Genomic DNA, 24,049 nt, shown 5'->3' on the forward strand with positions numbered 1-24,049 from the left:
CAATTCCTGCAAAGCTCGACAAAACTTTACAAACAAAGACGAAATATTCACAAATAATGGCCATTCATCGCAAAACAATGAATGGCCATGTCGGGTCTGGAGCGGGTGGTGGACCTACCCCAGGCTGGCCGCCAGCTTCTCGGCGCTGGCCACGGCCAGGGCCTCGTCTTCGGCCTCGACCATCAGCCGCAGCTTGGGCTCGGTGCCGGAAGCGCGGATCAGGATCCGACCGCGGCCCGCCAGTTCCTCCTCGACTGCCCGGCGCGCCGCCGTCAGGCCGGGGTGCGTTTTCCAATCCTGGCCCGGCGTCAACGGCACGTTGATCATCTTCTGTGGGTACATGCGCAGATCCTTGACCCAATCGGCCATCGACACATGGTTGCGACGCAACGCCGTCAGCACCTGCAGCGCCGCCACGATGCCGTCGCCGGTCGAATGGCAGTCCAGGCACAGCAGGTGGCCCGAGCTTTCGCCGCCATACAGCCAGCCGCGCGCCTGCATCTGCTCCAGCACGTAGCGGTCGCCCACATTCGCGCGCTCGAAACCCACGCCCAGGCGTTGCAGTTCGCGCTCGAAGCCGAAGTTGGTCATCAGCGTGCCGACCACGCCATCCACCTTGCCGCGCTGCATGCGCTCGCGCAGGATCGCGTAGAGCAATTCGTCGCCGTTGTAGATGCGGCCGTCGCCATCCACCATCTGCAGGCGGTCGGCATCGCCGTCCAGCGCGATGCCCAGTTGGGCGCCGCGCGCCTTCACTTCCTTGGCCAGCAGTTCGGGGTGCAGCGCGCCCACGCCCTTGTTGATGTTGAAACCGTCGGGATGCACCCCGATGGCGTGCACTTCGGCGCCCAGTTCGCGGAACACATGCGGCGCGATGTTGTAGGCCGCGCCGTGGGCCGCGTCCACCACGATCGTCATGCCGTTCAGGTCCAGATCGTTGGGGAAGGTGCTCTTGCAGAATTCAATGTAGCGGCCCTGGGAATCCGACATGCGGCGCGCGCGCCCCAGGCCTTCAGAGCTGACGCAGCCCAGCGGTTCGTCCAGGGCGATCTCGATGGCGGCCTCGATCTCGTCGGGCAATTTCATGCCCTGGGCCGAGAAGAACTTGATGCCATTATCCTGGTAGGGATTGTGCGAGGCGCTGATGACGATGCCGGCGACCAGGCGCAGCGCGCGGGTCAGGTAGGCGACCGCGGGCGTGGGAATCGGGCCGGCCAGCAGCACGTCGATGCCCGCGGCCGACAACCCGGCTTCCAGCGCCGATTCCAGCATGTAGCCGGAAATGCGGGTGTCCTTGCCGATCACCACCTGCGGGCGGCTGCCGCCACGCACCGCGTGCTCGCGGGCCAGCACGCGGCCCGCGGCGTAGCCCAGGCGCAGGGCGAATTCGGCGTTGATCACCGCGCCGCCGACTTCGCCGCGCACACCATCGGTACCAAAATACTTGCGTCGAATCATGAAGTGATTGCTCCTTGTTCAGCCGCCTGCCAGACCTTGAGCGCGTCGACCGTGGCCGCCACGTCGTGCACCCGCACGATGGAGGCGCCACGGGCCACACAGGCCAGGGCGGCGGCAATGCTGCCGGGCAGCCGGTCGCCGACCGGCCGGCCGGTGGCCTGGCCGATCATGTTCTTGCGCGACAGGCCGATCAGCAATGGATAACCGCCGCTGCGCAGGCTGGACAGCCGGCGCAGCAATTGGAAATTCTGGTCGGCGGTCTTGCCGAACCCGAAACCGGGGTCCAGCACGATGCGTCGGGGATCGACCCAGGCGGCGCGCAGCTTTTGCGCCCGCGATCCCAGGAAGAGTCCGATTTCGCCGATCAGGTCGGAATATTCAGGCGGCGTCGCCTGCATGGTGCGCGGCTCACCTTTCATGTGCATGACGCACAATCCGCAGCGCGACTGCGCCACCGCCTCGATGGCGCCCGGCTGCCTGAACCCGTAGATGTCGTTGATCATGTCGGCGCCGGCGTCGAGCACGGCGCGCATGACTTCGGGCTTGAAGGTGTCGATGGACAGCGGCACGCCGCAATCGCGCAGCGCCTCGATCACCGGCAGCAGGCGCGCCAGTTCGTCGGCGACCGACACCGGTTCGGCGCCCGGCCGCGTCGACTCGCCGCCCAGGTCCAGGATCCGCGCGCCCTCTTCGATCAAGCGGCGCGCATGCGCCACCGCGGAATCGGTATCGTCGTGCTGGCCGCCGTCGGAAAACGAGTCCGGCGTGACATTGACGATACCCATGACAAGCGGGCGCTCGAGATCGAACTCGAAGCGCCCGCAAAGGAAGTTATTCGCCATAAATCAGGACGAAAGACCTCAGACCGCGGCTGCCGTGTTGCCGCCGGCGGCCAGGCCGGTCGGAGGCGTGTCCGACGTGTCCGACGGACCCTGCGGCGTCTTCGGGGGACGCGGCGGGCGGCCCTCGATGATGTCGTCGATCTGGTCGGCGTCGATGGTTTCCCATTCGAGCAGCGCGGCGGTCATGACTTCGACCTTGTCGCGGTTGTCTTCCAGGATCTTGCGCGCGACACCGTACTGCTCGTCGATGATGCGGCGGATCTCGGAATCCACCTTCTGCATGGTGGCTTCGGACATGTGCGTGGTCTTGGTCACGCTGCGGCCCAGGAAGACCTCGCCTTCGTTCTCGGCGTAGACCATCGGGCCCAGTTCGTCGGTCATGCCGTAGCGTGTGACGATGTCGCGGGCGATGGCCGTGGCGCGTTCGAAGTCGTTCGAGGCGCCGGTGGTCATCTGGTTCATGAAGATCTCTTCGGCGATACGGCCGCCGAACAGCACCGCGATGGTCGACAGCAGGCGGCTCTTGTCCATGCTGTAGCGATCGGTCTCGGGCAACTGCATCGTCACGCCCAGCGCGCGGCCGCGCGGGATGATGGTGACCTTGTGGACCGGATCGGTCTTGGGCAGCATGCGGGCGACGATGGCGTGGCCGGACTCGTGGTACGCGGTGTTCTTGCGTTCCTCTTCGGGCATGACGATCGAGCGGCGCTCGGCGCCCATGATGATCTTGTCCTTGGCCTTTTCGAAGTCCGACATGTCGACCGTGCGGCCGTTGCGGCGCGCGGCGAACAGCGCGGCCTCGTTGACCAGGTTGGCCAGGTCGGCGCCCGAGAAGCCCGGGGTGCCGCGCGCCAGGATGGTAGCGTCGACGTTGGGCGACAGCGGCACTTTGCGCATGTGGACCTTCAGGATCTGCTCGCGGCCGCGGATGTCGGGCAGCGGCACCACGACCTGGCGGTCGAAGCGGCCCGGACGCAGCAGCGCCGGATCCAGCACGTCGGGACGGTTGGTGGCGGCGATCACGATGACGCCCTGGCCCGACTCGAAGCCGTCCATTTCCACCAGCATCTGGTTCAGCGTCTGCTCGCGTTCGTCGTTGCCGCCGCCCAGCCCGGCGCCACGCTGGCGGCCGACCGCGTCGATTTCGTCGATGAAGATGATGCAGGGCGCGTGCTTCTTGGCGTTCTCGAACATGTCGCGCACGCGGGCCGCGCCCACGCCGACGAACATTTCAACGAAGTCCGAACCGGAGATGCTGAAGAACGGCACCTTGGCTTCGCCGGCGATGGCCTTGGCCAGCAGCGTCTTGCCGGTGCCGGGCGAGCCGACCATCAGCACGCCGCGCGGGATGCGGCCGCCCAGCTTCTGGAACTTGCTGGGGTCGCGCAGGAAGTCGACCAGTTCCTGGACGTCTTCCTTGGCCTCATCGCAGCCGGCGACGTCGGCGAAGGTGATCTGGTTGGTGTTCTCGTCGAGCATGCGAGCGCGCGACTTGCCGAAGCTGAACGCGCCGCCCCTGCCGCCGCCCTGCATCTGGCGCATGAAGAACACCCACACGCCGATCAGCAGCAGCATGGGGAACCAGGACACGAAGATGCTCATGAGCAGTGACTGCTCTTCGCGCGGCTTGCCCGACACCTGCACGCCGTACTTGAGCAGGTCGGAAACCATCCAGAGGTCGCCCGGCGAGGTCAGCGTGTAGGCGCGGCCCGCGTCCGGCGTGACGTAGAGCACGTCACCACCAGGGCCGCCCTGCACGTCCACCTTGCGGATACGGCCCGCCTTGGCGTCGTCCATGAACTGCGTGTAGGTCACGCCGTCCTGGGTCTGCGCGCGTCCGTCGAACTGCTTGAAGACCGTGAATAGCACCAGGGCTATCACCATCCAGACGGCGACTTTCGAAAATGAATTATTCAAGGTCGATCTCCTGCTTTCGATTCCGACCGGCGACCGCGCACCCGCATATGGCACAGTCACAAGTATGTCAATAGCCCATTCTACCCTGTCGGACCGGGTTGCGTCCTGGGAAGGGGCGGGCCGCTAAGTTACGTCTGATTCGTGATTTTGCTGGTCGTTGTCTCGGCAGGCCGGCCGCCGTCGGGCCGGTAGGTTCTTGTGACACCAGGGCACGTGCCCTGGCGCGGGTCATTTCAGATCGCGCGCAACCAGAAAGGTTTCGGAGGACTTGTCCCGCGATGCCTTCGGCTTGCGCTCGACCACCCGCTTGAAGTGCTGTTTGTAGGACTCCACGATCTGCGAAAAGCCGGTTCCGTGGAATGCCTTGACGATCAGCGCCCCGTTGGGCTTGAGGTGGGCAAGGGAAAATTCCATCGCCAGCTCGCACACGTGCTGGATGCGCGCGGCGTCGGCGATACCCACGCCAGACAAGTTGGGGGCCATGTCGGAGATTACAAGGTCCACTGCGCGCGATCCGACCATGTCTTCCAGTTGTTTCAAAATGTCATCCTCGCGGAAGTCGCCCTGGATGAATTCGACGCCCGCCACGGGCTCCATGGGCAGCATGTCGAGCGCGATGATGCGCCCGTCCACCACCCCGCCGGGGCCCGCCAGGCGCTCGCGCGCCACCTGCGACCAGCTGCCGGGCGCCGAGCCCAGGTCGACCACCAGGTCGCCACGCCGCAACAGCTTCTCGGTATCGAGAATCTCGATCAGCTTGAAGGCGGCGCGGGCCCGGTAGCCCTTCTGTTGCGCCATCTTCACATAGGGATCGTTGATGTGCTGGTGAATCCAGTCTTTGGAGAATTTATTCTTGGCCATTACCGTACAATTCCACGCATGCCTATATTAGAACTTACCTCTCGTGAGCGTAGCGACCTTCGGTCCGCCGCCCACCCTCTGCGCCCCGTCGTCCTGATCGGCGACAACGGCCTGACCGAAGCCGTGCTCAAGGAAATCGACCTGGCACTCACTTCCCACGGCCTGATCAAGGTCCGGGCCGGCGGCGACGATCGCGAGGCCCGCGAGGCCATGCTGTCGACCATCTGCGACACGCTGTCCTGCGCCCCGGTGCACCACCTGGGCAAGACCCTGATCCTGTTCCGCCCGCTGGCCGGCAACATCAAGCCGCCCGTGCTGGCCGCCCTCGAGCCGGAACGCCCCGCCAAGCGCCGCGCCTCCGAGCCGCATACGCCCAAGAAGCTGGCCGCCGAGGGCAAGACCCTGGCCAAGCGCCCGCGCCGTTCCGAAACCGAAGAGCCCAAGCCCAAGACGCGCTTCGTGCCGCAGGACCAGCTCAACAAGAACGGCAAGCCGATGCGTCCCGGCACCAAGAAAACCACTTCCGGCAGCCACGGCATTCCGCGCCGCGCCGGCAGCGCGCTGAGCCTGCGGGCCGGGGCCCGCAGCGGCACCAGCCGCAAGTCGTCGCCCAAAAGATAGTACCGCCGGGCACAAAAACGGGCGCTTTACGCGCCCGGTCCACCATAGCGTTCCGCAATATTGCCGTGCCGGATATCCGGTGCGGGCTATGGTGTTTTGCTGATTTTACCGCTCAGAGCCAGCGTCAGATGTAACGCACGCTCAACACTTCATACTCACGAACGCCAGCCGGGGCCTTGACCTCGACCACGTCGCCTTCGCTCTTGCCGATCAGCGCGCGGGCCACGGGGCTCGACACGGAGATCAGGTTCGACTTGATGTCGGCTTCGACGTCGCCGACGATCTGGTACGTCACGCGATCGCCCGAATCCAGGTCCTCGATGTCGACGGTGGCGCCAAACACGGCGCGACCTTCGGCCTCGAGCGAGGTCGGATCGATCAGGTGGGCATTGGAAAGCGTGCCCTCAAGCTCGGCGATCCGGCCCTCGATGAAACCCTGGCGCTCGCGAGCCGCGTCGTACTCGGCGTTTTCCGACAGATCGCCCTGCGCGCGCGCTTCGGCGATAGCGTTGATGACGGCGGGACGTTCCACGGTTTTCAGCCGCTGGAGCTCTTCTTGCAAGCGCTCGGCCCCGCGCACGGTCAAAGGAATGGCAGACATGTCGTTTCCCAAACAAAAGTAGAAAACGCCCCCGACGGAGCGTTCTCGGTGTGAAGGTCTTGGACCTGACGCATGGGGCGCCGTCGGAAGCTGATACGTGACGGGCATCGCCAGGAGCGGAACGGCCAGGGGCGGGCAAAGCTGAACCCGATGGATCCCCTTGCGCCCGCTCGGGCCGGCCCGCCGGACGAATGCGGCAAGCTGCGACCAAAACAAAACCCCGGCTCGGGTCGGAACCGGGGCAATCAAGGTCATATTGTGGTCAAAGTCCGCGGGAATTGCAAGCCACCGGAGAAACCGGCGTTTTCGGCGCATTTCGCCGCCGTAACCCGCTAAAACCCGTCGTTTCCCAGCTACAACCCGCGTTGCGTAAAAGATACTGCGCGATAGGGATAAACCCGGCGGTGGCCGGGTTTATGTAAAAACGGCCGGTTGTATTCAATAAAAAAGGTATAACCGACAAACTGGCCCATTAATAACAATTAAATACATGCCGGTATTCGCCGGCATTTTTTCTGGTTCGCAGCGAAGGGACGCGCCGGCTGTTCATGGCCGCCGCGTAAATCGATTGATTGTGCGTGTTGCAGGTTGGGCGGACGCATCGCAGTCATCCGGCTCGACGTTCGTCCCTCCGCCGTGGCGCTTGCGGGCAAAGGCCCGCGCCTGGGGTGGAGCGCGTTCAAGAACGGGAGCTCCCATGCTGGAAAAAATGAAAGTCCGTACGGGCATGATGCTGGTGCTGTTCTTTTTCGTCATTACCCTGGCCCTGGCGTGCGGGCTGAGTTGGCGCAATGCGGAAAACAGTGTCCGGGAAATCGAGGACCTGAATAATGTGGCCGTGCATCAGGTCGACCCGCTATACGAGGCCAGCGGCGCCCTGCTGCGGGCGCGGCTGGCGCTCGGCGCCGGTATCGCCGACCTACAGGCGGGCGCCGCCGACCAGGCCGCCACCGCCGAGTCCGCCGCCGCCAGCCAGCTGCAACAGGCGCGCGAGCGGTTCACCCGCTATATGGCGGTGCCAAAGAGCGAACGCGGCCAGGAGCTGGCGCAGATTCTGCAAGGTCAGTTCAATGCCTATGTGGCAGTGCTGGACGAACTGGACGCCGCCCTCAAGGAACGCTCCGCGGCCCGCTACCAGCAGAGCGAGCCGCGGGTGCGCCAGGCCGATGCCGCTTTCGCCAAGGACATGCAGGTTTTCCTGACGCGGGTGCAGGAACGCAGCGACGACGTGCTGGCACGCTCGCAGACCACTTATTCCACCGCAAGAATGTCGGCAATCGTGCTGCTGTCCGTGGCGCTGTTGTTGGCCGCGCTGTGCTGGGCCTTCATCCGGCGTGGCGTGCTGCTGCCGCTGCAGGACGCCGGCCGGCATTTCGATCGCATCGCCGCCGGCGACCTGACCCAGCGCGTCGAGGCACGCTCCAATAATGAAATCGGCATGCTGTTCTCGGCGGTGCGGCGCATGCAGGAAGGGCTGACCCGCACGGTGACGGCCGTGCGCCAGGGAGTCGAGGAAATCAACATCGGCGCCGCGGAAATCGCCGCCGGCAACGCCAACCTGTCCACCCGCACCGAGGAGCAGGCAGCGGCGCTGGAGGAAACCGCGTCGACCATGGAAGAGCTGGCCACCACGGTAAAGCAGAACGCCGAGAACGCGGCCCAGGCCAACCAGCTGGCGGCGGTCAGCATGGAGGTGGCGCAGCGTGGCGGCCACACGGTCGGCCAGGTGGTGGCCACCATGCAGGGCATTTCCGACAGCTCGCGACGCATCGCCGACATCGTCTCGGTGATCGACGGTATCGCCTTCCAGACCAACATCCTGGCGCTGAACGCGGCGGTGGAGGCGGCCCGGGCGGGCGAACAGGGCAAGGGTTTCGCGGTGGTGGCGGGCGAAGTGCGCACGCTGGCGCAGCGCGCGGCGCAGGCGGCCAAGGAAATCAAGGCGCTGATCGAAACCTCGGTCGAGACGGTCGCGGCCGGCTCGGCCCAGGTATCGGCCGCCGGCCAGACGATGGAGGAAATCGTGACCTCGGTGCAGCGGGTGGCCGACATCATGGGCGAGATCTCCGCCGCATCGACGCAACAGGCGGGCGGCATCGATCAGGTCAGCCTGGCGGTCTCGCAGATGGACGAAGTGACGCAGCAGAACGCCGCGCTGGTGGAACAGGCCTCGGCGGCCGCATCGGCGATGGAGGAGCAGGCCAGGCGCCTGGCCGAGGCGACCGCGGTGTTCAAGACCCAGTCGGGCCAGGTGATCGAGGCGGCGCCGGTGCAGATGACCGGCCGGGCGCCGGCTTCGCGCTTGTCGCGCCCCTGAAAAGGCGCGGCGGGTTTCTGAATCCGGGGCGGCGCAGGCACGGCGGCGCCCCGGGCAGGATCGGGGCGGCCCATGGCCCTGGAACAGCGCATGGGCCGCCGCCCATGCCCCGTCCTATTTCTTGCGGCGCAACAGGGCGTAGAGAATGATGGCGCCGAAAGTCGCGGTACCGATGCCGCCCAGGGTGAAATTGCCCAGCTTGACGGTGAAGTCGCCCGCGCCCAGCACCAGCGTGACCGCGGCCACGATCAGGTTGCGGTTGTCGCTGAAATCGACCTGGTTGACCACCCAGATGCGGGCCCCGGCAATGGCGATCAGGCCGAACACCACCACCGACATGCCGCCCAGCACCGGCGCGGGAATGGTCTGGATCAGGGCCCCGAACTTGGGCGAGAACCCGAGCACGATGGCGATCAGCGCGGCGATCACGAATACCAGGGTCGAGTAGATGCGGGTCACGGCCATCACGCCGATGTTCTCGGCGTAGGTGGTGACGCCGGTGCCGCCGACCGCGCCCGAGACCATGGTGGCCACGCCGTCGCCGACGAAGGCGCGGCCCAGGTAGCGATCCAGGTCCTGGCCGGTCATGGCGCTGACCGCCTTGACGTGGCCCAGGTTCTCGGCGACCAGGATGATGGCCACCGGCACGATCAGGCCCATGGCCTCGGCCTTGAACACCGGCGCGGCGAAGTGCGGCAGACCGAACCAGGCGGCGGCCGACACGGCCGAGAAGTCCATCGGCTTGCCCAGGCCCATGCCGTTGGCGAAGATCGCGTACACCACGCAGGCCAGGATCAGGCCGACCAGGATCAACAGGCGCTGCACCATGCCCTTGGTATAGACGGCGATGCCGCCCACGCACAGGATGGTGACGATCGCCATGGCACTGTCGAAGCCCGAGGCGCCCATGGCGCCCTTGGCGGCGATGGGGGCCAGGTTCAGGCCGATCACCGCGACCACCGCGCCGGTCACCACCGGCGGCATCAGGGTGTCGATCCAGTTGGCGCCGCCGCCGGCGCGGCCGTTGGCGATCCAGACGAGAACGCCGATCAGCGTATAGGCCAGGCCGCAGGCGATGATGGCGCCCAGCGCCACGCCAATGTTGGCGTTGGCGCCGCCGCCGGCGTAACCGGTGACCGCGATGACGCCGCCGATGAAGGCGAAGCTGGACCCCAGGTAGCTGGGTACGCGCCCGCCCACGAACAGGAAGAAGATCAGCGTGCCGATGCCCGACATCAGGATGGCAACGTTGGGGTCGAAGCCCATCAGCAGCGGTGCCAGCACGGTGGAGCCGAACATCGCCACCACGTGCTGGGCGCCCATGGCCACGTTCTTGGGCCACGACAGGCGTTCATCGGGCGCGATGATGACGCCGGGCTCGGCGTCGTCCGCCAGGCGCCAGCGCGGAAAATAGGAATTGGACATGGATTCCCCGGGAGTGTTTGGTGTGAGCGGGCGCCAGTGTAAAGGGGGCCGGGAACGGGCGGCAACTTAAGTTCCCCGCCAGCATGCCGTATTAGTGGAAACCCCAGTCAAACCTCTCCCCGGAGACCTTCATGGCCATCGATTCCATCAGCGGTACCTCGCGCATCGGCAGCATGGCCGACCTGTGGGCGCAGAAGATCCAGGCCAACAAGGAGGCCAGGGACGCCAAGGCCGGTGACCCGGGCGTCACCGTCACGCCCGACGGCAAGATCCGCGTCACCAATGCGGGCGCCATGAAGGTGGGCCAGGCCGAGGAAACGGAATCGTCCGACAATGACGACCATTACACGCGCCAGATCAAGGAGCTGCAACGCCAGCTCAAGCGCGTCATGGAGCAGATGGAGCGCGTGCGCGCCAGCAATGCGTCGGCGGAGCAGAAAGCCACCCAGTTGCAGGCGCTGAACGCCCAGGCGATGCAGATCATGGGCATGATCCAACAGGTGATGGCCGAGCAGGCCAAGGCGATGGCCAAGGCAAACGGCGGCGTGTCGGCCACGGCCTAGATGGCCGGCCTGATCCGCGCGCTCACGCGGGTTCTCCCGAATGCCCGCCAAACTGATGGCGCGCATCAAAATTTGTGATTGGACCGGCGGCGCATGCAGCCGCTAAGGTCTCCGGACAAATCGAAAAACCACGGAGACAAACCATGCATGCAATGCGCACAGCCCTTGCAGGGGCGCTGCTGGCCACCTGCGCCGCCCCCGCCCTGGCGGGCACCGTCACGGTGATCACGTCGTTCCCGAAAGACCTGACCCAGGCCTACAAGACCGCGTTCGAAAAAGCCAACCCCGGCATCACGCTGGAGATCCTCAACAAGAACACCGTGTCCGGCATCGCCTACGTGCGCGAGACGCCGGCCGGCCAGCGCCCGGAAGTGTTCTGGGCCAGCGCCCCGGACGCCTTCGAGGTGCTGGGACGCGACAAGCTGCTGGCCAAATCGGCGGACGTCGCCAACAAGGACGTGCCGGACAAGATCGGCAACTACCCCATCAACGACCCGGGCGGCATGTACCTGGGCCAGGCGCTGGCGGGCTACGGCATCGTCTACAACACGCGCTACATCGCGGCGCACAAGATCCCCGCCCCGGTCGAATGGAAGGACCTGCTGGCGCCACACTGGTTCGGCCACGTCGGCATCACCTCGCCGTCGCGCTCGGGCACCATGCACCTGACGGTCGAGACCATCCTGCAGGGCGAAGGCTGGGACGACGGCTGGAACACGCTGCTGCGCATGTCGGGCAACAGCAGCGCCGTGACCGAGCGCTCGTTCGGCGTGCCGGACGGCGTCAACAACGGCCAGTTCGGCGCGGGTCCGGTGATCGACTTCTTCGGCCTGTCGAGCAAGTACTCGAAGTTCCCGGTGGAATTCGTCTATCCCTCCGAGACGGCCATCGTGCCGGCCAACATCGCGCTGATCGACGGCGCCAAGAACACCGAGGAAGGCAAGAAGTTCATCGCCTTCACGCTCAGCCAGGCGGGCCAGGAACTGCTGCTGGAGCCGAAGATCTCGCGCCTGCCGGTGCTGCCGTATTCGGCGCTGGGCGGCAAGGTGCCGCAGGGCTATCCGGATCCGGCCGAGATCGCGCGCCGCAGCAAGGTGCAGTTCAACGCCGACCTGTCGCAGACGCGCTACTACGTGGTGCAGTCGCTGTACGACCAGACCGTCACGTTCCGCCTGAAGGAATTGCAGGCGGCGACCAAGGCGATCTACGACGCCGAGGCCAAGCTCGGCGACAAGGCCAAGAGCGGCAAGCCGGCCGAACTGCTGGCGCAGGCCCGCAAGCTGGCCTGGGCGCCGCTGGTCGACGGCAAGCAGGCGGCCGATCCCGAGTTCCTGAAGATCTTCAGCGGCAACAAGAAGGACGCCGCGGTCAACCAGCAGATCACCAAGCTGGAAGGCGAATGGAACGGCACGGCCAAGAGCAATTATGAGCAGGCCGTGAAGCTGGCGCGGGAAGCCGCGGCGCTCTAGGCCCGGCTCGCGCCGGACGGGGGGCTCGCCCCGTCCGGCCGCCGCCCCGCCGCGGGCGGCCTGTCTTGAACCTTTACGGGAATCTCGATGAATCTTCCGGGCCATTCACGCCTGCCCGCCGGCCCCGTGCTGGCCGCGCTCCTGGTGCTGGGTTTCCTGGCGCTGTTCCTGGCCGTGCCGGTGGGCACGGTGTTCTACAGCGCCTTCGTCAATGCCGATGGCGGCTTCACCATCGGCCACTTCGGCGCGTTCTTCAACCAGCCGCTGATGCTGGAAGCGTTCTTCAACAGCCTCTACGTGGCGGGCTGGTCGGCGCTGCTGGCCTCGCTGATCGCGGTGCCGCTGGCGTACTTCACGGTGCGCTTCGATTTCCGCGGCGCGCTCATCATCCAGACGCTGGGCGTGCTGCCGCTGATCATGCCGCCCTTCGTCGGCGCGGTGGCGATGCAGCTGATTTTCGGGCGTTCCGGCAGCGTCAACCTGCTGCTGAACGACTGGTTCGGCTTCACCATCCCGTTCATGGAAGGCCTGAACGGCGTCATCTTCGTCGAGGCGCTGCACTACTTCCCGTTCATCCTGATGAACCTGATGGTGGCGCTGCGCAACATCGACGGCGCCATGGAGGAAGCGGCCTTCAACCTGGGCGCGCGCGGCTTCCGGCTGTTCCGCCGCGTGATCTTCCCGCTGGCGCTGCCGGGCTACGTGGCCGGCGCCTCGCTGGTGTTCGTGAAGGTGTTCGACGACCTGGGCACGCCGCTGGTGCTGGGCACCACCAACATGCTGGCGCCGCAGGCCTATCTGCGCATCACGCAGGTGGGGCTGGAAGATCCGCTGGGCTATGTCATCAGCGTCATCATGATCGCCTTTTCGATCCTGGCGCTGTGGCTGTCGGCGCGCGTGCTCAAGGGCCGCGACTATTCCACCTTGCAAAAGGGCGGCAACTCGATCCAGAAACGCAAGCTGCGGCCGGCCGAAAGCGTGCTGGCCTATGGCTGGATCGTCCTGGTGCTGCTGCTGGTGCTGTCGCCGCACATGGGGGTGCTGCTGCTGTCGCTGGCCAGCGTCTGGAGCTTCGCGCCGCTGCCGGACGGCTACACGCTGGCGCACTACGGCGCGGTGTTCAGCGAATCGCAGGGCATGATCGCCAACACCCTGCTCTATTGCGGCCTGGCGGCGGGCGTGGATGTGATCCTGGGCACCGCCATCGCCTACCTGATGCTGCGCACCCGGCTGCCGGCGCGCCAGTGGCTGGACTTCCTGGCCTCGGCGGCGCTGGCGATTCCGGGCATCGTGCTGGCGATCGGGCTGCTGCGCACCTTCCGCGGCGTGGAGATCCCGGGCACCGGCACGCTGCTGACCTCGTCGTGGATCATCATCATGATCGCGTACTCGGTGCGGCGGCTGCCGTACGCCTTGCGTTCGTGCGTGGCCGCGCTGCAGCAGATCAACGTATCGCTGGAGGAAGCGGCGCAATCGCTCGGCGCGACCCGGATGCGCACCATCCGGCGCGTGGTGGTGCCATTGATGGCCGGGGGCATGCTGGCCGGCTTCGTGACCAGCTTCGTGACGGCGGCGGTGGAGCTGTCGGCCACCATCATGCTGGTCACCAAGGACAGCCAGGCGCCGATGAGCTATGGCATCTATCTGTACATGCAAAGCGCGGCGGGCCGGGGCCCCGGCGCGGCGCTGGGCGTGCTGGCGGTGGTCGCGGTCGCGGTCGGCACGTATGTCTCGCACTTGCTGGTGGAACGCGCCCAGGCGCGCCAGCGCCCGGCGCGTCACGACGAGACGGCCTGAACAAAGGGGAATCGACATGAAGAAAGTCAGCGTTGAATGCCGCAACATCCGGCTGTCGTATGGCAAAACCGAAGTGCTCAAGGACGTCAACATCCACATCGAGCCGGGCGAGTTCTTCGCCCTGCTGGGGCCGTCGGGCTCGGGCAAGTCCACCCTGCTGCGCCTGATCGCGGGCTTCAACCGGCAGGACGCCGGCCAGTTGCTGGTGGACGGCAAGGACATCAGCGCCATCCCGCCATGGGACCGCAACATCGGCATGGTGTTCCAGAACTATGCGCTGTGGCCGCACATGACCGTGTGGGACAACGTGGCGTTCGGGCTGGTCGAGCGCAAGCTGCCGCGCGAGCAGATCCGCGCCAAGGTCGAGGCCGCGCTGGAACTGGTGGGCCTGTCGCAATACGCGCGCCGCCGCCCCAACCAACTGTCCGGCGGCCAGCAGCAGCGCGTGGCGCTGGCGCGCACCATCGTGATCGAGCCGCAGGTGCTGCTGCTGGACGAGCCGCTGTCCAACCTGGACAAGAAGCTGCGCGTGCAGATGCGGCAGGACCTGCTGAGCCTGCAGCGGCGGCTCGGCATCACCACCATCTTCGTCACCCACGACCAGGAAGAAGCCATGACCACCGCCGACCGCATGGCGGTGCTGGACCACGGCGTAGTGCAGCAGATCGGCGCCCCCAGCACGCTGTTCGATTATCCGGTGAACCGCTTCGTGGCCAACTTCGTCGGCACCATGAACGTGCTGGAGGGCGAGGTGCGCGAGCGCACCAGCGGCAGCGTGGTGCTGGCGGTGGACGGCGTGGGCGACCTGCACCTGCCGCTGGCGGCCGAAGCGCCCGCGGCGCAGCGGCTGGCGGCCAGCTTCAGGCCGCACACGGTGCAGATCGAAATGGCCGACGGGTTGGGCGACGCGCGCTACGTGTGGCTGCCGGGCGTGGTGGAAAGCAGCGAGTTCCTGGGCGAGTTCACCCGCTACCAGGTGCAGATCGGCGAACAGCGCCTGACGGCCGATCAGTCGCACCTGGCGGGACTGTCGCCGTTCCCGGTGGGCGCGCCGGTGTCGATCGGGTTGGAGCCGACGCAAGTACGGCTGCTTGCCGCCTGAGCCGGCTTCCCCTACAAAGGCGGCATGGAAATCTATCAGATCCGCGCCTTCGTCACCGTCGCCCGCCTGGGCAACCTGACGCGGGCCGCCGAAGCGCTGTCGCTGACCCAACCCGCCGTCACCGCGCAGATCAAGGCGCTGGAACAGAGCCTGGGCGTGGCGTTGTTCGACCGCAGCGGCGGACGGCTCGCCCTGGCCAAGGCCGGCGAGATGCTGCTGCCCACGGCCGAATCGCTGCTGGTGCTGGGCGCGCAATTCAAGTCCGAGGCGCAGCAACTGCAAGGCAGCCTGCAGGGCGTGGTGGAACTGGGCCTGCCCAGCGAGAAGCCTGACTTCCTGCGGCTGGGCGAGCTGGCGGCGGCCATCACGCAGCGGCTGCCGCTGATCGAACTGAAGACGCAGATCCAGCCCACCGCCGTGCTCGCCGAGCAGGTCAGCACCGGCCGGCTGCCGGCGGCGTTGACCATCGCCGCGCACCCGCCGCGCGGCGTGCTGTGGCTGCCGCTGCGCAGCGTGCGCTATCGCATCGCGCTGCCGACCGAACATGCCGCCGTGCTCAAGCGCGGCGGCTGGCGCGAGGTGGCGCAATTGCCGTGGCTGGACGGCCCGGCCGGCAGCCACACCCACCTGCTGTTGCGCGACATGTTCGAGCGCCACGGTCTGTCGCCGCGCATCGCCATGCAGAACGACGACCAGGCCAACCTGGAAGCGCTGGTGCGGGCCGGCGCCGGTTGCGCGCTGCTGCGCGAGGAAACCGCGCTGGCCGGCGCGGCCTCGGGCGATTTCATGGTGTGGGGCCAGGCGCGGGCCGATGCCATGCTGGGTTTCATCCTGCCCTATGAACGCGCTAGCGAGCCCGCGCTGGTCGCGTTAAGCTCGGTGATTCAAGCCATCTGGAAGCCGCGCGCGCCCGTCGCGCCCGAGCCGCTCTGAGCCGGGTCGGTCCGCCACCCGCGCCCTTCCCCACCGTATCGACACCGCAATGACTGAAATCTGGTTCATCCGCCACGGCGAAACCGACTGGAACCGCCAGCGCCGCCTGCAGGGCTGGCAAGACATCCCCTTGAACGAATTCGGCCGCAACCAGGCCGGTTTGTTGGCCTCGCGCCTGCGTGAAGACGCCCGCAGCACGCCGATCCACGCCATCTACAGCAGCGACCTCCAACGCGCCCATGCCACCGCCACGCCGGTGTCGGAACAACTGGACCTGCGCGTGCGGGTCGAGCCCGGCATCCGCGAACGCGGCTTCGGCGTGCTCGAAGGGCTGGACCTGGAACGCATCGACGCGCTGGCGCCGGAAGCCGCGGCCGCCTGGCGCAGCCGCGATCCGCTGCGCGCGCTGGACGGCGGCGAAACGCTGGGCCAATTCCAGTCGCGCGTCATCTCCACGGTGGATGACGTGGCCAGCCGCCATGACGGCGAACGCATCCTGATGTTCACCCACGGCGGCGTGCTGGACATCATCTGGCGCCATGCCAGCGGCGTGCCGTTGAATGCGCCGCGCGACGCGGCATTGCTGAACGTCAGCATCAACCGGGTCGGCGTGCGCGGCCGCCAGTGGCAAGTGCTGGATTGGGGGGACGTGGGCCACGTGGCCGCCGAGGTCGGCGACGACGTCGTGCCGTGACGGCCGGCGCCAGGGTGTCGTCCTGACGCCCTGGCCGCTGTCGCCCTGCGGCTCAGCCGGCTTTGTCCGCCTTGCGCGGCTTGCGCGGCGCGTTGCGCGCCAGCCGGTCGTAGACCGCGTTGGGCAGCAGGCGCATCAGTTTCGCCACCACGCCCATCTGCCAGGGAATCACCGTGTACGTGGTGCCGCGCCCAATCGCCGCCTGGGCGCGCTGCGCGAACTTGTCGGCGTCCATCAGGAACGGCATCTTGTACGGATTGTGCGCCGTCATCGCGGTCTTGATGTAGCCCGGCGCGATGGTGACGACACGGATGCCGTCGCCCGCCAGTTCCAGCCGCAGGCTTTCGCAGTAGGTCACCACCGCCGACTTGGAGGCGCTGTAGGCGCCCGCGCCCGGTAGCCCGCGCACGCCGGCGACGCTGGCGATGCCGACCAGCCGGCCGCCGCCCGTCGCGCGCATCGGCTCGACGAAGGGTTCGAAGGTCGCCACGGTCGCCAGCAGGTTGGTATCGACGATGGCCTTGAAGACCTCATAGTCCTCGTGATGCCCCGTCAGGGTGCCGGCGCTGATGCCGGCGCTGGCGATGACCACGTCCACCCGCCCCTGGCAGAAGGCGATGAAATCCTGCGCGGCGGCATGCAGCGCCTGGCGGTCGCGCACGTCCACGGCGTAGCAGCGATGCTGGCCGGGCAGGCTGTCGGCCAGTTCCCGCAGCGCGTCTTCGCGCCGGCCCAGCAGGCCGAGCGTGGCGCCGCTGGCGGCGTAGCGTCGTGCCAGGGCGCGGCCCAGGCCGCTGCTGGCGCCGGTGATGAAAACCCTGTCCATGAAGGTGGCCCCGGTCGGATGTAAAAAAGCGGAGCCTCCCGGATGAGAGGCTCCGCCCGCTATGCTACAGGAACGCTGGCGCCGGGTTTACAGGAAGATGAGCGCGAAGATCGCCGCCACCAGCGCCCACTTGGACAGGTAGTACAGCGGCTTGCTCTTTTTCTTGAGCGCCTTGCCGAAGCGGCGCACGGCGTAGACCGCGCCGAAGATGCGGTTGATGCCGCCGGTGGCGTCGCCTTCCTGGTTGGGCGCGGCGGCCGCGCGCAGCAGGAAACCGCCGACCACGCGATTGAACGCCTGGGCCCAGCGATAGCGCATGGGACGCTCGACGTCCGCGAACAGGATGATCCGGTTCTGGTCGGTCTTGTTTTCGGCGTAATGGATGAAGGTCTCGTCGAACACGACCGCCTCGCCGTCGCGCCAGTAGTATTCCTGGCCGTCGACGTTGATGTAGCAGTCGGGGCTGTTCGGCGTGATCAGGCCCATGTGGAAACGCAGCGAACCGGCGTAGGGATCACGATGGCGCGGCAGCCGGCTGCCCGGCGGCAGCGAGGCGAACATGGCGGCCTTGATGGTCGGGATGCCCGCCAGCAGCTTGGTCGTGACCGGGCAGAGGGCCTCGGCCGACGGATGGTCGGCGTCGTACCACTTCAGGTAGAAGCGCTTCCAGCCCGTCTTGAAGAACGAGTTGAAGCCCGCGTCGTTGTACTTGTCCGAGGCCTTGATGTGGCCGTCGCCATAAAGGTTGACGGCCTCGGCCCGGATTTCGTCGCAGCGGTCCAGCAAGACCTTCAGTTCCGGGAACTGGTCCAGGTCGAGATAGGGCTTGTTGGGCACGCTGGAGAATGCGTACATGAAGCAGTTCAGCGGCGCGGTGAAGGTGGAATGATCCAACGCCTGCCGCGAGAACTTGTGCCGGACGCGACCACGGTAGTGAACTACCGTGGCGCATACTACGAATAACGCCAGAATGAACCACTTCATTCTTTTGTCCTTGATTCACTTGAGGCGCGCCCCCTGCGCGCCCAAGCACTATTTGTCCAATAAAGATGCGTGAAGTTCCTGCAGCGGGTAAACCTGCAGGCCGAGGCCCTGGCGCAGATACTGCATGCCTTCGACGGCCGCGCGGGCGCCGGCGATGGTGGTGAAGAAGGTCACACGCGCCGCCAGCGCCTGGGTGCGGATGGTGCGCGAGTCGGCGATGGCGTTGCGGCGTTCCTCGACAGTGTTGATGACCAGCGAGATCTCGCCGTTCTTGACCATGTCGACGATGTGCGGACGGCCTTCGGTGACCTTATTGACCAACTGCACCGGGATGCCGGCCGCTTCGATCTCGGCGGCGGTGCCGCGGGTTGCCACCAGCTTGAAGCCCAGGGCGTGCAGGCCGCGCGCCACTTCCACGGCGCGGGGCTTGTCCTGGTTCTTGACGCTGATGAACACCGTGCCGGATTCCGGCAGGCGCACGCCGGCGGCCAGCTGCGACTTGACGAAGGCTTCACCGAAGCTGGTGCCCACGCCCATGACTTCGCCGGTCGACTTCATTTCCGGGCCGAGGATGGTGTCCACGCCAGGGAACTTCACGAACGGGAACACAGCTTCCTTGACCGAGAAGTAAGGCGGCACCACTTCGCGGGTGATGCCCTGGGCCGCCAGCGTCTGGCCGGCCATGGCGCGCGCGGCGATCTTGGCCAGTTGCAGGCCGGTGGCCTTGGACACATAGGGCACCGTGCGCGAGGCGCGCGGGTTCACTTCCAGCACGTAGACGTCGCCACCCTGGATGGCGAACTGCACGTTCATCAGGCCGCTGACGTTCAGCGCCTTGGCCATCATGCCGGTCTGGCGCTTGATCTCGGCGATGACGTCAGCCGACAGCGAGTACGGCGGCAGGCTGCAGGCGGAGTCGCCCGAGTGCACGCCGGCCTGCTCGATGTGTTCCATGACGCCGCCGATGAAGACGGTTTCGCCGTCGGCCAGGCAGTCCACGTCGACTTCGGTGGCGTTGTTCAGGAAGCGGTCCAGCAGCACGGGCGAGTCATTGCTGACCTTCACGGCCTCGCGCATGTAGCGTTCGAGGTCCTGCTGCTCGTGCACGATTTCCATGGCGCGGCCGCCCAGCACGTAGCTGGGGCGAACCACCAGCGGGTAGCCGATCTCGGCGGCATGGGCCAGGGCCTCGGCTTCCGTGCGGGCCGTGCGGTTGGGCGGCTGGCGCAGGCCAAGCTTGTTCAGCAGCTTCTGGAAGCGCTCGCGGTCTTCGGCGATATCGATGGATTCCGGGCTGGTGCCGATGATCGGCACGCCGTTGGCCTCCAGCGCGCGCGCCAGCTTCAGCGGGGTCTGGCCGCCGTACTGGACGATCATGCCGACCGGATTTTCCTTGTGGACGATTTCCAGCACGTCTTCCAGCGTCAGCGGCTCGAAATACAGGCGGTCGGAGGTGTCATAGTCCGTGGAGACGGTTTCCGGGTTGCAGTTGACCATGATGGTCTCGTACCCGTCGTCGCGCAGCGCCAGCGCGGCGTGCACGCAGCAGTAGTCGAACTCGATGCCCTGGCCGATGCGGTTCGGGCCACCGCCCAGCACCACGATCTTCTTGCGGTCGGTGGGCGCGGCTTCGCACTCTTCCTCGTAGGTCGAGTACATGTAGGCCGTGCGGGTGGCGAATTCGGCGGCGCAGGTGTCCACGCGCTTGTAGACCGGGCGCACGTTCAGCTGATGACGCAGCTTGCGCACCTCGGATTCCACGGTGTCCAGCAGGAACGCCAGGCGGCGGTCGGAGAAACCGCGGCGCTTCAGTTCCCACAGGGTGGCGTGGTCCAGGTCGGACAGCGTCTTCTGTTCGAGCGCCAGCTCGATGTCGACGATTTCCTTGATCTGCGACAGGAACCAGGGGTCGATGTGCGTGATGTTGTGCACTTCGTCCAGCGTGAAGCCTTGCGCGAAGGCGTCGCCCACATACCAGATGCGTTCCGGACCGGGTTCGCCCAGCTCGACCTGCAGCTTCTCGCGGTCGGTGGTCTTCTGGTTCAGGCCGTCGACGCCGACTTCCAGGCCGCGCAGCGCCTTCTGGAACGATTCCTGGAAGGTGCGGCCGATGGCCATGACTTCACCCACGGACTTCATCTGGGTGGTCAGGCGCGCGTCGGCGGTGGGGAATTTCTCGAAGGCGAAACGCGGCACCTTGGTGACCACGTAGTCGATCGACGGTTCGAACGAGGCGGGCGTGGCGCCGCCGGTGATTTCGTTCTTGAGCTCGTCCAGCGTGTAGCCCACGGCCAGGCGCGCGGCGACCTTGGCGATGGGGAAACCGGTGGCCTTGGACGCCAGCGCCGACGAACGCGACACGCGCGGGTTCATCTCGATGACGATCATGCGGCCGTTCTTGGGGTTGACCGCGAACTGCACGTTCGAGCCGCCCGTGTCCACGCCGATCTCGCGCAACACCGCGATCGATGCGTTACGCATGATCTGGTATTCCTTGTCGGTCAGCGTCTGGGCCGGCGCCACGGTGATGGAGTCACCGGTGTGCACGCCCATGGGGTCCAGGTTCTCGATGGAGCAGACGATGATGCAGTTGTCAGCCTTGTCGCGGACCACTTCCATCTCGAATTCCTTCCAGCCCAGCAGCGACTCTTCGATCAGCAGCTCGCTGGTGGGCGAGGCTTCCAGGCCGCGGCGGCAGATGGTTTCGAATTCTTCGGCGTTGTAGGCGATGCCGCCGCCCGAGCCGCCCATGGTGAAGCTGGGGCGGATCACGGCGGGGAAGCCCGAGGTGCCGACTTCCGCGGCGATGCGGCGCTGCACTTCCCAGGCTTCGTCCATGCTGTGGGCAACGCCCGACTTGGCCGATTCCAGGCCGATGTCGGTCATGGCCTGCTTGAACTTCTGGCGGTCTTCGGCCTTCTCGATGGCGTGCTCGTTGGCGCCGATCAGTTCGACGTTGTGCTTTTTCAGCACGCCGTGGTGGGCCAGGTCGAGCGCGCAGTTCAGCGCGGTCTGGCCACCCATGGTGGGCAGCAGCGCATCGGGCTTTTCACGCTCGATGATCTTTTCGACGGCTTGCCAGGTGATGGGCTCGATGTAGGTGACGTCGGCCGTTTCCGGATCCGTCATGATCGTGGCGGGGTTGCTGTTCACCAGGATGGTGCGGTAACCCTCGGCCTTGAGCGCCTTGCACGCTTGCGCGCCGGAATAGTCGAATTCGCAGGCCTGCCCGATGATGATGGGGCCGGCGCCGATGATGAGAATGCTTTTTAGGTCTGTACGCTTGGGCATGATGCAATCTTTACTTTTGGCCGGACATCAGGCTGATGAACTTGTCGAACAGCTCCAGGATGTCGTGCGGACCGGGGCTGGCTTCGGGGTGGCCCTGGAAGCAGAAGGCCGGACGGTCGGTGAGCTCGAAGCCCTGCAGCGTGCCGTCGAACAGCGAGACGTGCGTGACGCGCGCATTGGCCGGCAGGCTGGCCGCGTCGACCGCGAAACCGTGGTTCTGGCTGGTGATGAACACGCGCTTGGACGCCAGGTCCTGCACCGGGTGGTTGGCGCCGTGGTGGCCGGTCTTCATCTTGAGCGTCTTGCCGCCGACGGCCAGGCCCATGATCTGGTGGCCCAGGCAGATGCCGAACACCGGCAGCTTCTTGTCCAGGAACACGCGGGTGGCGTCGATGGCGTAGTCGCAGGGCTCGGGGTCGCCGGGGCCGTTAGACAGGAACACGCCGTCGGGGTTGAGCTTGAGCACTTCCTCGGCGCTGGTCTGGGCCGGCACCAGCGTCAGGCGGCAGCCGCGGTCGGCCAACAGGCGCAGGATGTTGGACTTGATGCCGAAGTCGTAGGCAACGACATGGAACTTGGACTGGTCGGGCTGGGTGTAGCCTTCGCCCAGCTGCCAGGTGCCCTGGGTCCAGGTGGTGCTGTCCTTGATGGAGACGACCTTGGCCAGGTCCTGGCCGGCCATGCCGGCAAAGCCGCGGGCCAGTTCGACGGCGCGGTCGGCGTCCGATCCGACGAAGATGCAGGCGCCCTGGGCGCCCTTTTCACGCAGGATGCGGGTCAGCTTGCGGGTATCGATGCCGGAAATGGCGACGATGCCCTGCTCGGACAGGTACTCGGGCAGCGATTGCGTGGAACGGAAGTTCGACACGCGGGCGGGACAGTCGCGCACCACCAGGCCGGCGGCGTAGACGCGGTTGGCTTCGACGTCCTCGGCGTTGACGCCGGTGTTGCCGATGTGCGGATAGGTCAGCGTGACGATCTGGCCGCTATAGCTGGGATCGGTGAGAATTTCCTGGTACCCGGTCATCGCGGTGTTGAACACCACTTCGGCGACGGTATGGCCAGGCGCACCGATCGACACGCCTCGAAAAATGGTACCGTCCGCCAGAGCCAGAATTGCAGGAGGGAAGCGGTTGATCCCCTCGGGAAAGAGTTGCGGCAGCACAGTAAACCCCGGTTTTAGAATCGATAATCAAACCTTGGAATTATACCTTGAGCGGGCGTTTTTCCCGGGGAACCGCGCCAAATAAGGCTGAGATCGGAGATTTCAGCCGCCGCGGCGGGCCGGCCGTGCCCCTCCTTTGCCATACCAACGGTGACAGCGCCGTCGGCGGCTCGGTGATACGCTAAAGCACCTTCAACCCCTGATGCTGCGAGCCGTATTGTCCATGTCCAGCCAACTTGACGCCCTGCGCAATCACACCACCGTTGTCGCCGACACCGGCGATTTCGAGGCAATGAAGGCGCTGCGTCCCACCGACGCCACCACAAACCCGTCCCTAATTTTGAAGGCTGTCCAGCAGGACGCCTACCGCCCGCTGCTCGAAAAGACCGCCCGCGACCACCGCGGCGCGCCCACCGCCGAGCTGATGGACCGGCTGCTGGTCGCCTTTGGCCGCGCCATCCTGGATATCGTGCCCGGCCGCGTCTCGACCGAAGTGGACGCGCGCCTGTCGTTCGACACCCGCGCCACCATCGAGCGCGCCCGCGCCCTGATCGCGCTGTACGAAGCCGCCGGCGTGCCGCGCGAGCGCGTGCTGATCAAGATCGCGTCCACCTGGGAAGGCATCCAGGCGGCCCGCGCGCTGCAAGCCGAGGGCGTGCGCTGCAACCTGACGCTGCTGTTCTCGCTGCCGCAGGCGGTGGCCTGCGCCGACGCCCAGGTGCAATTGATCTCGCCCTTCGTCGGCCGCATCTACGACTGGCACAAGAAGGCCGCCGGCGCCGCCTGGGTCGAAGCCGACCACGCCGGCGCGCGCGACCCCGGCGTGCAGTCGGTGACCCGCATCTATCACTACTACAAGCGTTTCGGCATCGCCACCGAGATCATGGGCGCGAGCTTTCGCAACGTCGGCCAGATCCTGGCGCTGTCGGGCTGCGACCTGCTGACCATCAGCCCCGAGCTGCTGACCCAGTTGTCGCAGACCGAGGGCGACGCGCCGGCGCAGTTGCGCGCCGATGCGGCGGGCGGCGATATCGCCCGCATCGCGTCGGGCGAAGTGGCCTTCCGCACCCAGCTCAACGACGACGCCATGGCCAGCGACAAGCTGGCCGAAGGCATCCGCGCCTTCGTGGCCGATGCCATCAAGCTGGACGCGCTGATCGAAGCGCAGCGCGCCTGAGACCGC

19 protein-coding genes are annotated in these 24,049 nt (G+C 66.4%); 9 read left to right on the top strand and 10 right to left on the bottom strand.

Features of this window, described 5'->3' with window-relative positions:
- Nucleotides 1–114 precede the first annotated feature (114 nt).
- The 4 genes from glmM to ACUTAG_RS07345 form a co-directional block, all read right to left on the bottom strand.
- Complete coding sequence (gene glmM, locus ACUTAG_RS07330; RefSeq protein WP_006385470.1) at nucleotides 115–1,458, bottom strand: phosphoglucosamine mutase; 1,344 nt, start codon at nucleotides 1,456–1,458, stop codon at nucleotides 115–117.
- Nucleotides 1,455–2,300, bottom strand: a complete 846-nt coding sequence (gene folP, locus ACUTAG_RS07335; RefSeq protein WP_006385471.1) for a dihydropteroate synthase — start codon at nucleotides 2,298–2,300, stop codon at nucleotides 1,455–1,457. The genes glmM and folP overlap by 4 nt, the downstream gene beginning before the upstream one ends.
- Nucleotides 2,301–2,318: 18 nt before the next feature.
- A complete protein-coding gene (gene ftsH / locus ACUTAG_RS07340) occupies nucleotides 2,319–4,217 on the bottom strand; it encodes an ATP-dependent zinc metalloprotease FtsH (RefSeq protein WP_006385472.1) in 1,899 nt (632 codons plus the stop codon).
- A 228-nt stretch (nucleotides 4,218–4,445) separates the two neighbouring features.
- Complete coding sequence (locus tag ACUTAG_RS07345) at nucleotides 4,446–5,078, bottom strand: RlmE family RNA methyltransferase (RefSeq protein ID WP_006385473.1); 633 nt, start codon at nucleotides 5,076–5,078, stop codon at nucleotides 4,446–4,448.
- A gap of 18 nt (nucleotides 5,079–5,096) precedes the next feature.
- Between ACUTAG_RS07345 and ACUTAG_RS07350 the strand changes: the two genes are divergently transcribed.
- The gene (locus ACUTAG_RS07350) at nucleotides 5,097–5,699 is read left to right on the top strand and encodes a YhbY family RNA-binding protein (protein WP_020926788.1); all 603 of its coding nucleotides are present in this window, start codon (nucleotides 5,097–5,099) and stop codon (nucleotides 5,697–5,699) included.
- A gap of 124 nt (nucleotides 5,700–5,823) precedes the next feature.
- Here the strand turns inward: ACUTAG_RS07350 and greA are convergent, their stop codons facing one another.
- Entirely contained in the window at nucleotides 5,824–6,300 is a 477-nt protein-coding gene (greA, locus tag ACUTAG_RS07355; protein ID WP_006385475.1) for a transcription elongation factor GreA, read from the bottom strand.
- A gap of 697 nt (nucleotides 6,301–6,997) precedes the next feature.
- Between greA and ACUTAG_RS07360 the strand changes: the two genes are divergently transcribed.
- Nucleotides 6,998–8,617 (top strand): methyl-accepting chemotaxis protein, encoded by a 1,620-nt coding sequence (locus tag ACUTAG_RS07360; protein WP_006385476.1) that lies wholly within the window; start codon nucleotides 6,998–7,000, stop codon nucleotides 8,615–8,617.
- A gap of 114 nt (nucleotides 8,618–8,731) precedes the next feature.
- On the opposite strand, the gene ACUTAG_RS07365 is transcribed toward ACUTAG_RS07360, so the two are convergent.
- Nucleotides 8,732–10,042 carry a solute carrier family 23 protein gene (locus tag ACUTAG_RS07365; RefSeq protein WP_024070092.1) on the bottom strand — a complete coding sequence of 437 codons (1,311 nt, stop codon included), beginning with the start codon at nucleotides 10,040–10,042 and terminating at the stop codon, nucleotides 8,732–8,734.
- Between the two features lie 131 nt (nucleotides 10,043–10,173).
- Here ACUTAG_RS07365 and ACUTAG_RS07370 point away from each other — a divergent pair, with 131 nt between their 5' ends.
- The 6 genes from ACUTAG_RS07370 to ACUTAG_RS07395 all read left to right on the top strand — a co-directional run bounded on the left by ACUTAG_RS07370 (nucleotide 10,174) and on the right by ACUTAG_RS07395 (nucleotide 16,600).
- The gene (locus ACUTAG_RS07370) at nucleotides 10,174–10,605 is read left to right on the top strand and encodes a FlxA-like family protein (protein WP_020926786.1); all 432 of its coding nucleotides are present in this window, start codon (nucleotides 10,174–10,176) and stop codon (nucleotides 10,603–10,605) included.
- A 143-nt stretch (nucleotides 10,606–10,748) separates the two neighbouring features.
- A complete protein-coding gene (locus ACUTAG_RS07375) occupies nucleotides 10,749–12,074 on the top strand; it encodes an ABC transporter substrate-binding protein (RefSeq protein WP_148319206.1) in 1,326 nt (441 codons plus the stop codon).
- Nucleotides 12,075–12,161: 87 nt separating this feature from the next.
- Nucleotides 12,162–13,871 carry an ABC transporter permease gene (locus ACUTAG_RS07380; RefSeq protein WP_148319208.1) on the top strand — a complete coding sequence of 570 codons (1,710 nt, stop codon included), beginning with the start codon at nucleotides 12,162–12,164 and terminating at the stop codon, nucleotides 13,869–13,871.
- 16 nt (nucleotides 13,872–13,887) lie between these two features.
- Nucleotides 13,888–14,973: an ABC transporter ATP-binding protein gene (locus ACUTAG_RS07385; RefSeq protein ID WP_026384023.1), complete on the top strand. Its 1,086-nt coding sequence runs from the start codon at nucleotides 13,888–13,890 to the stop codon at nucleotides 14,971–14,973.
- Nucleotides 14,974–14,997: 24 nt separating this feature from the next.
- Entirely contained in the window at nucleotides 14,998–15,906 is a 909-nt protein-coding gene (locus tag ACUTAG_RS07390) for a LysR family transcriptional regulator (RefSeq protein ID WP_047993222.1), read from the top strand.
- Between the two features lie 49 nt (nucleotides 15,907–15,955).
- The gene (locus ACUTAG_RS07395) at nucleotides 15,956–16,600 is read left to right on the top strand and encodes a histidine phosphatase family protein (RefSeq protein ID WP_006385484.1); all 645 of its coding nucleotides are present in this window, start codon (nucleotides 15,956–15,958) and stop codon (nucleotides 16,598–16,600) included.
- A 52-nt stretch (nucleotides 16,601–16,652) separates the two neighbouring features.
- Here the strand turns inward: ACUTAG_RS07395 and ACUTAG_RS07400 are convergent, their stop codons facing one another.
- The 4 genes from ACUTAG_RS07400 to carA all read right to left on the bottom strand — a co-directional run bounded on the left by ACUTAG_RS07400 (nucleotide 16,653) and on the right by carA (nucleotide 22,866).
- A complete protein-coding gene (locus tag ACUTAG_RS07400) occupies nucleotides 16,653–17,426 on the bottom strand; it encodes an SDR family oxidoreductase (protein WP_006385485.1) in 774 nt (257 codons plus the stop codon).
- A gap of 87 nt (nucleotides 17,427–17,513) precedes the next feature.
- Nucleotides 17,514–18,410 (bottom strand): lipid A hydroxylase LpxO, encoded by an 897-nt coding sequence (lpxO, locus tag ACUTAG_RS07405; protein WP_020926779.1) that lies wholly within the window; start codon nucleotides 18,408–18,410, stop codon nucleotides 17,514–17,516.
- 48 nt (nucleotides 18,411–18,458) lie between these two features.
- Complete coding sequence (gene carB, locus ACUTAG_RS07410) at nucleotides 18,459–21,701, bottom strand: carbamoyl-phosphate synthase large subunit (protein ID WP_020926778.1); 3,243 nt, start codon at nucleotides 21,699–21,701, stop codon at nucleotides 18,459–18,461.
- Nucleotides 21,702–21,711: 10 nt separating this feature from the next.
- Nucleotides 21,712–22,866 (bottom strand): glutamine-hydrolyzing carbamoyl-phosphate synthase small subunit, encoded by a 1,155-nt coding sequence (gene carA / locus ACUTAG_RS07415; RefSeq protein WP_006385488.1) that lies wholly within the window; start codon nucleotides 22,864–22,866, stop codon nucleotides 21,712–21,714.
- Between the two features lie 223 nt (nucleotides 22,867–23,089).
- On the opposite strand from carA, the gene tal reads away from it, so the two are divergent.
- Complete coding sequence (tal, locus tag ACUTAG_RS07420) at nucleotides 23,090–24,043, top strand: transaldolase (protein WP_006385489.1); 954 nt, start codon at nucleotides 23,090–23,092, stop codon at nucleotides 24,041–24,043.
- Nucleotides 24,044–24,049 lie beyond the last annotated feature (6 nt).

The organism is Achromobacter sp. CSND-B12 (genome assembly GCF_052906545.1).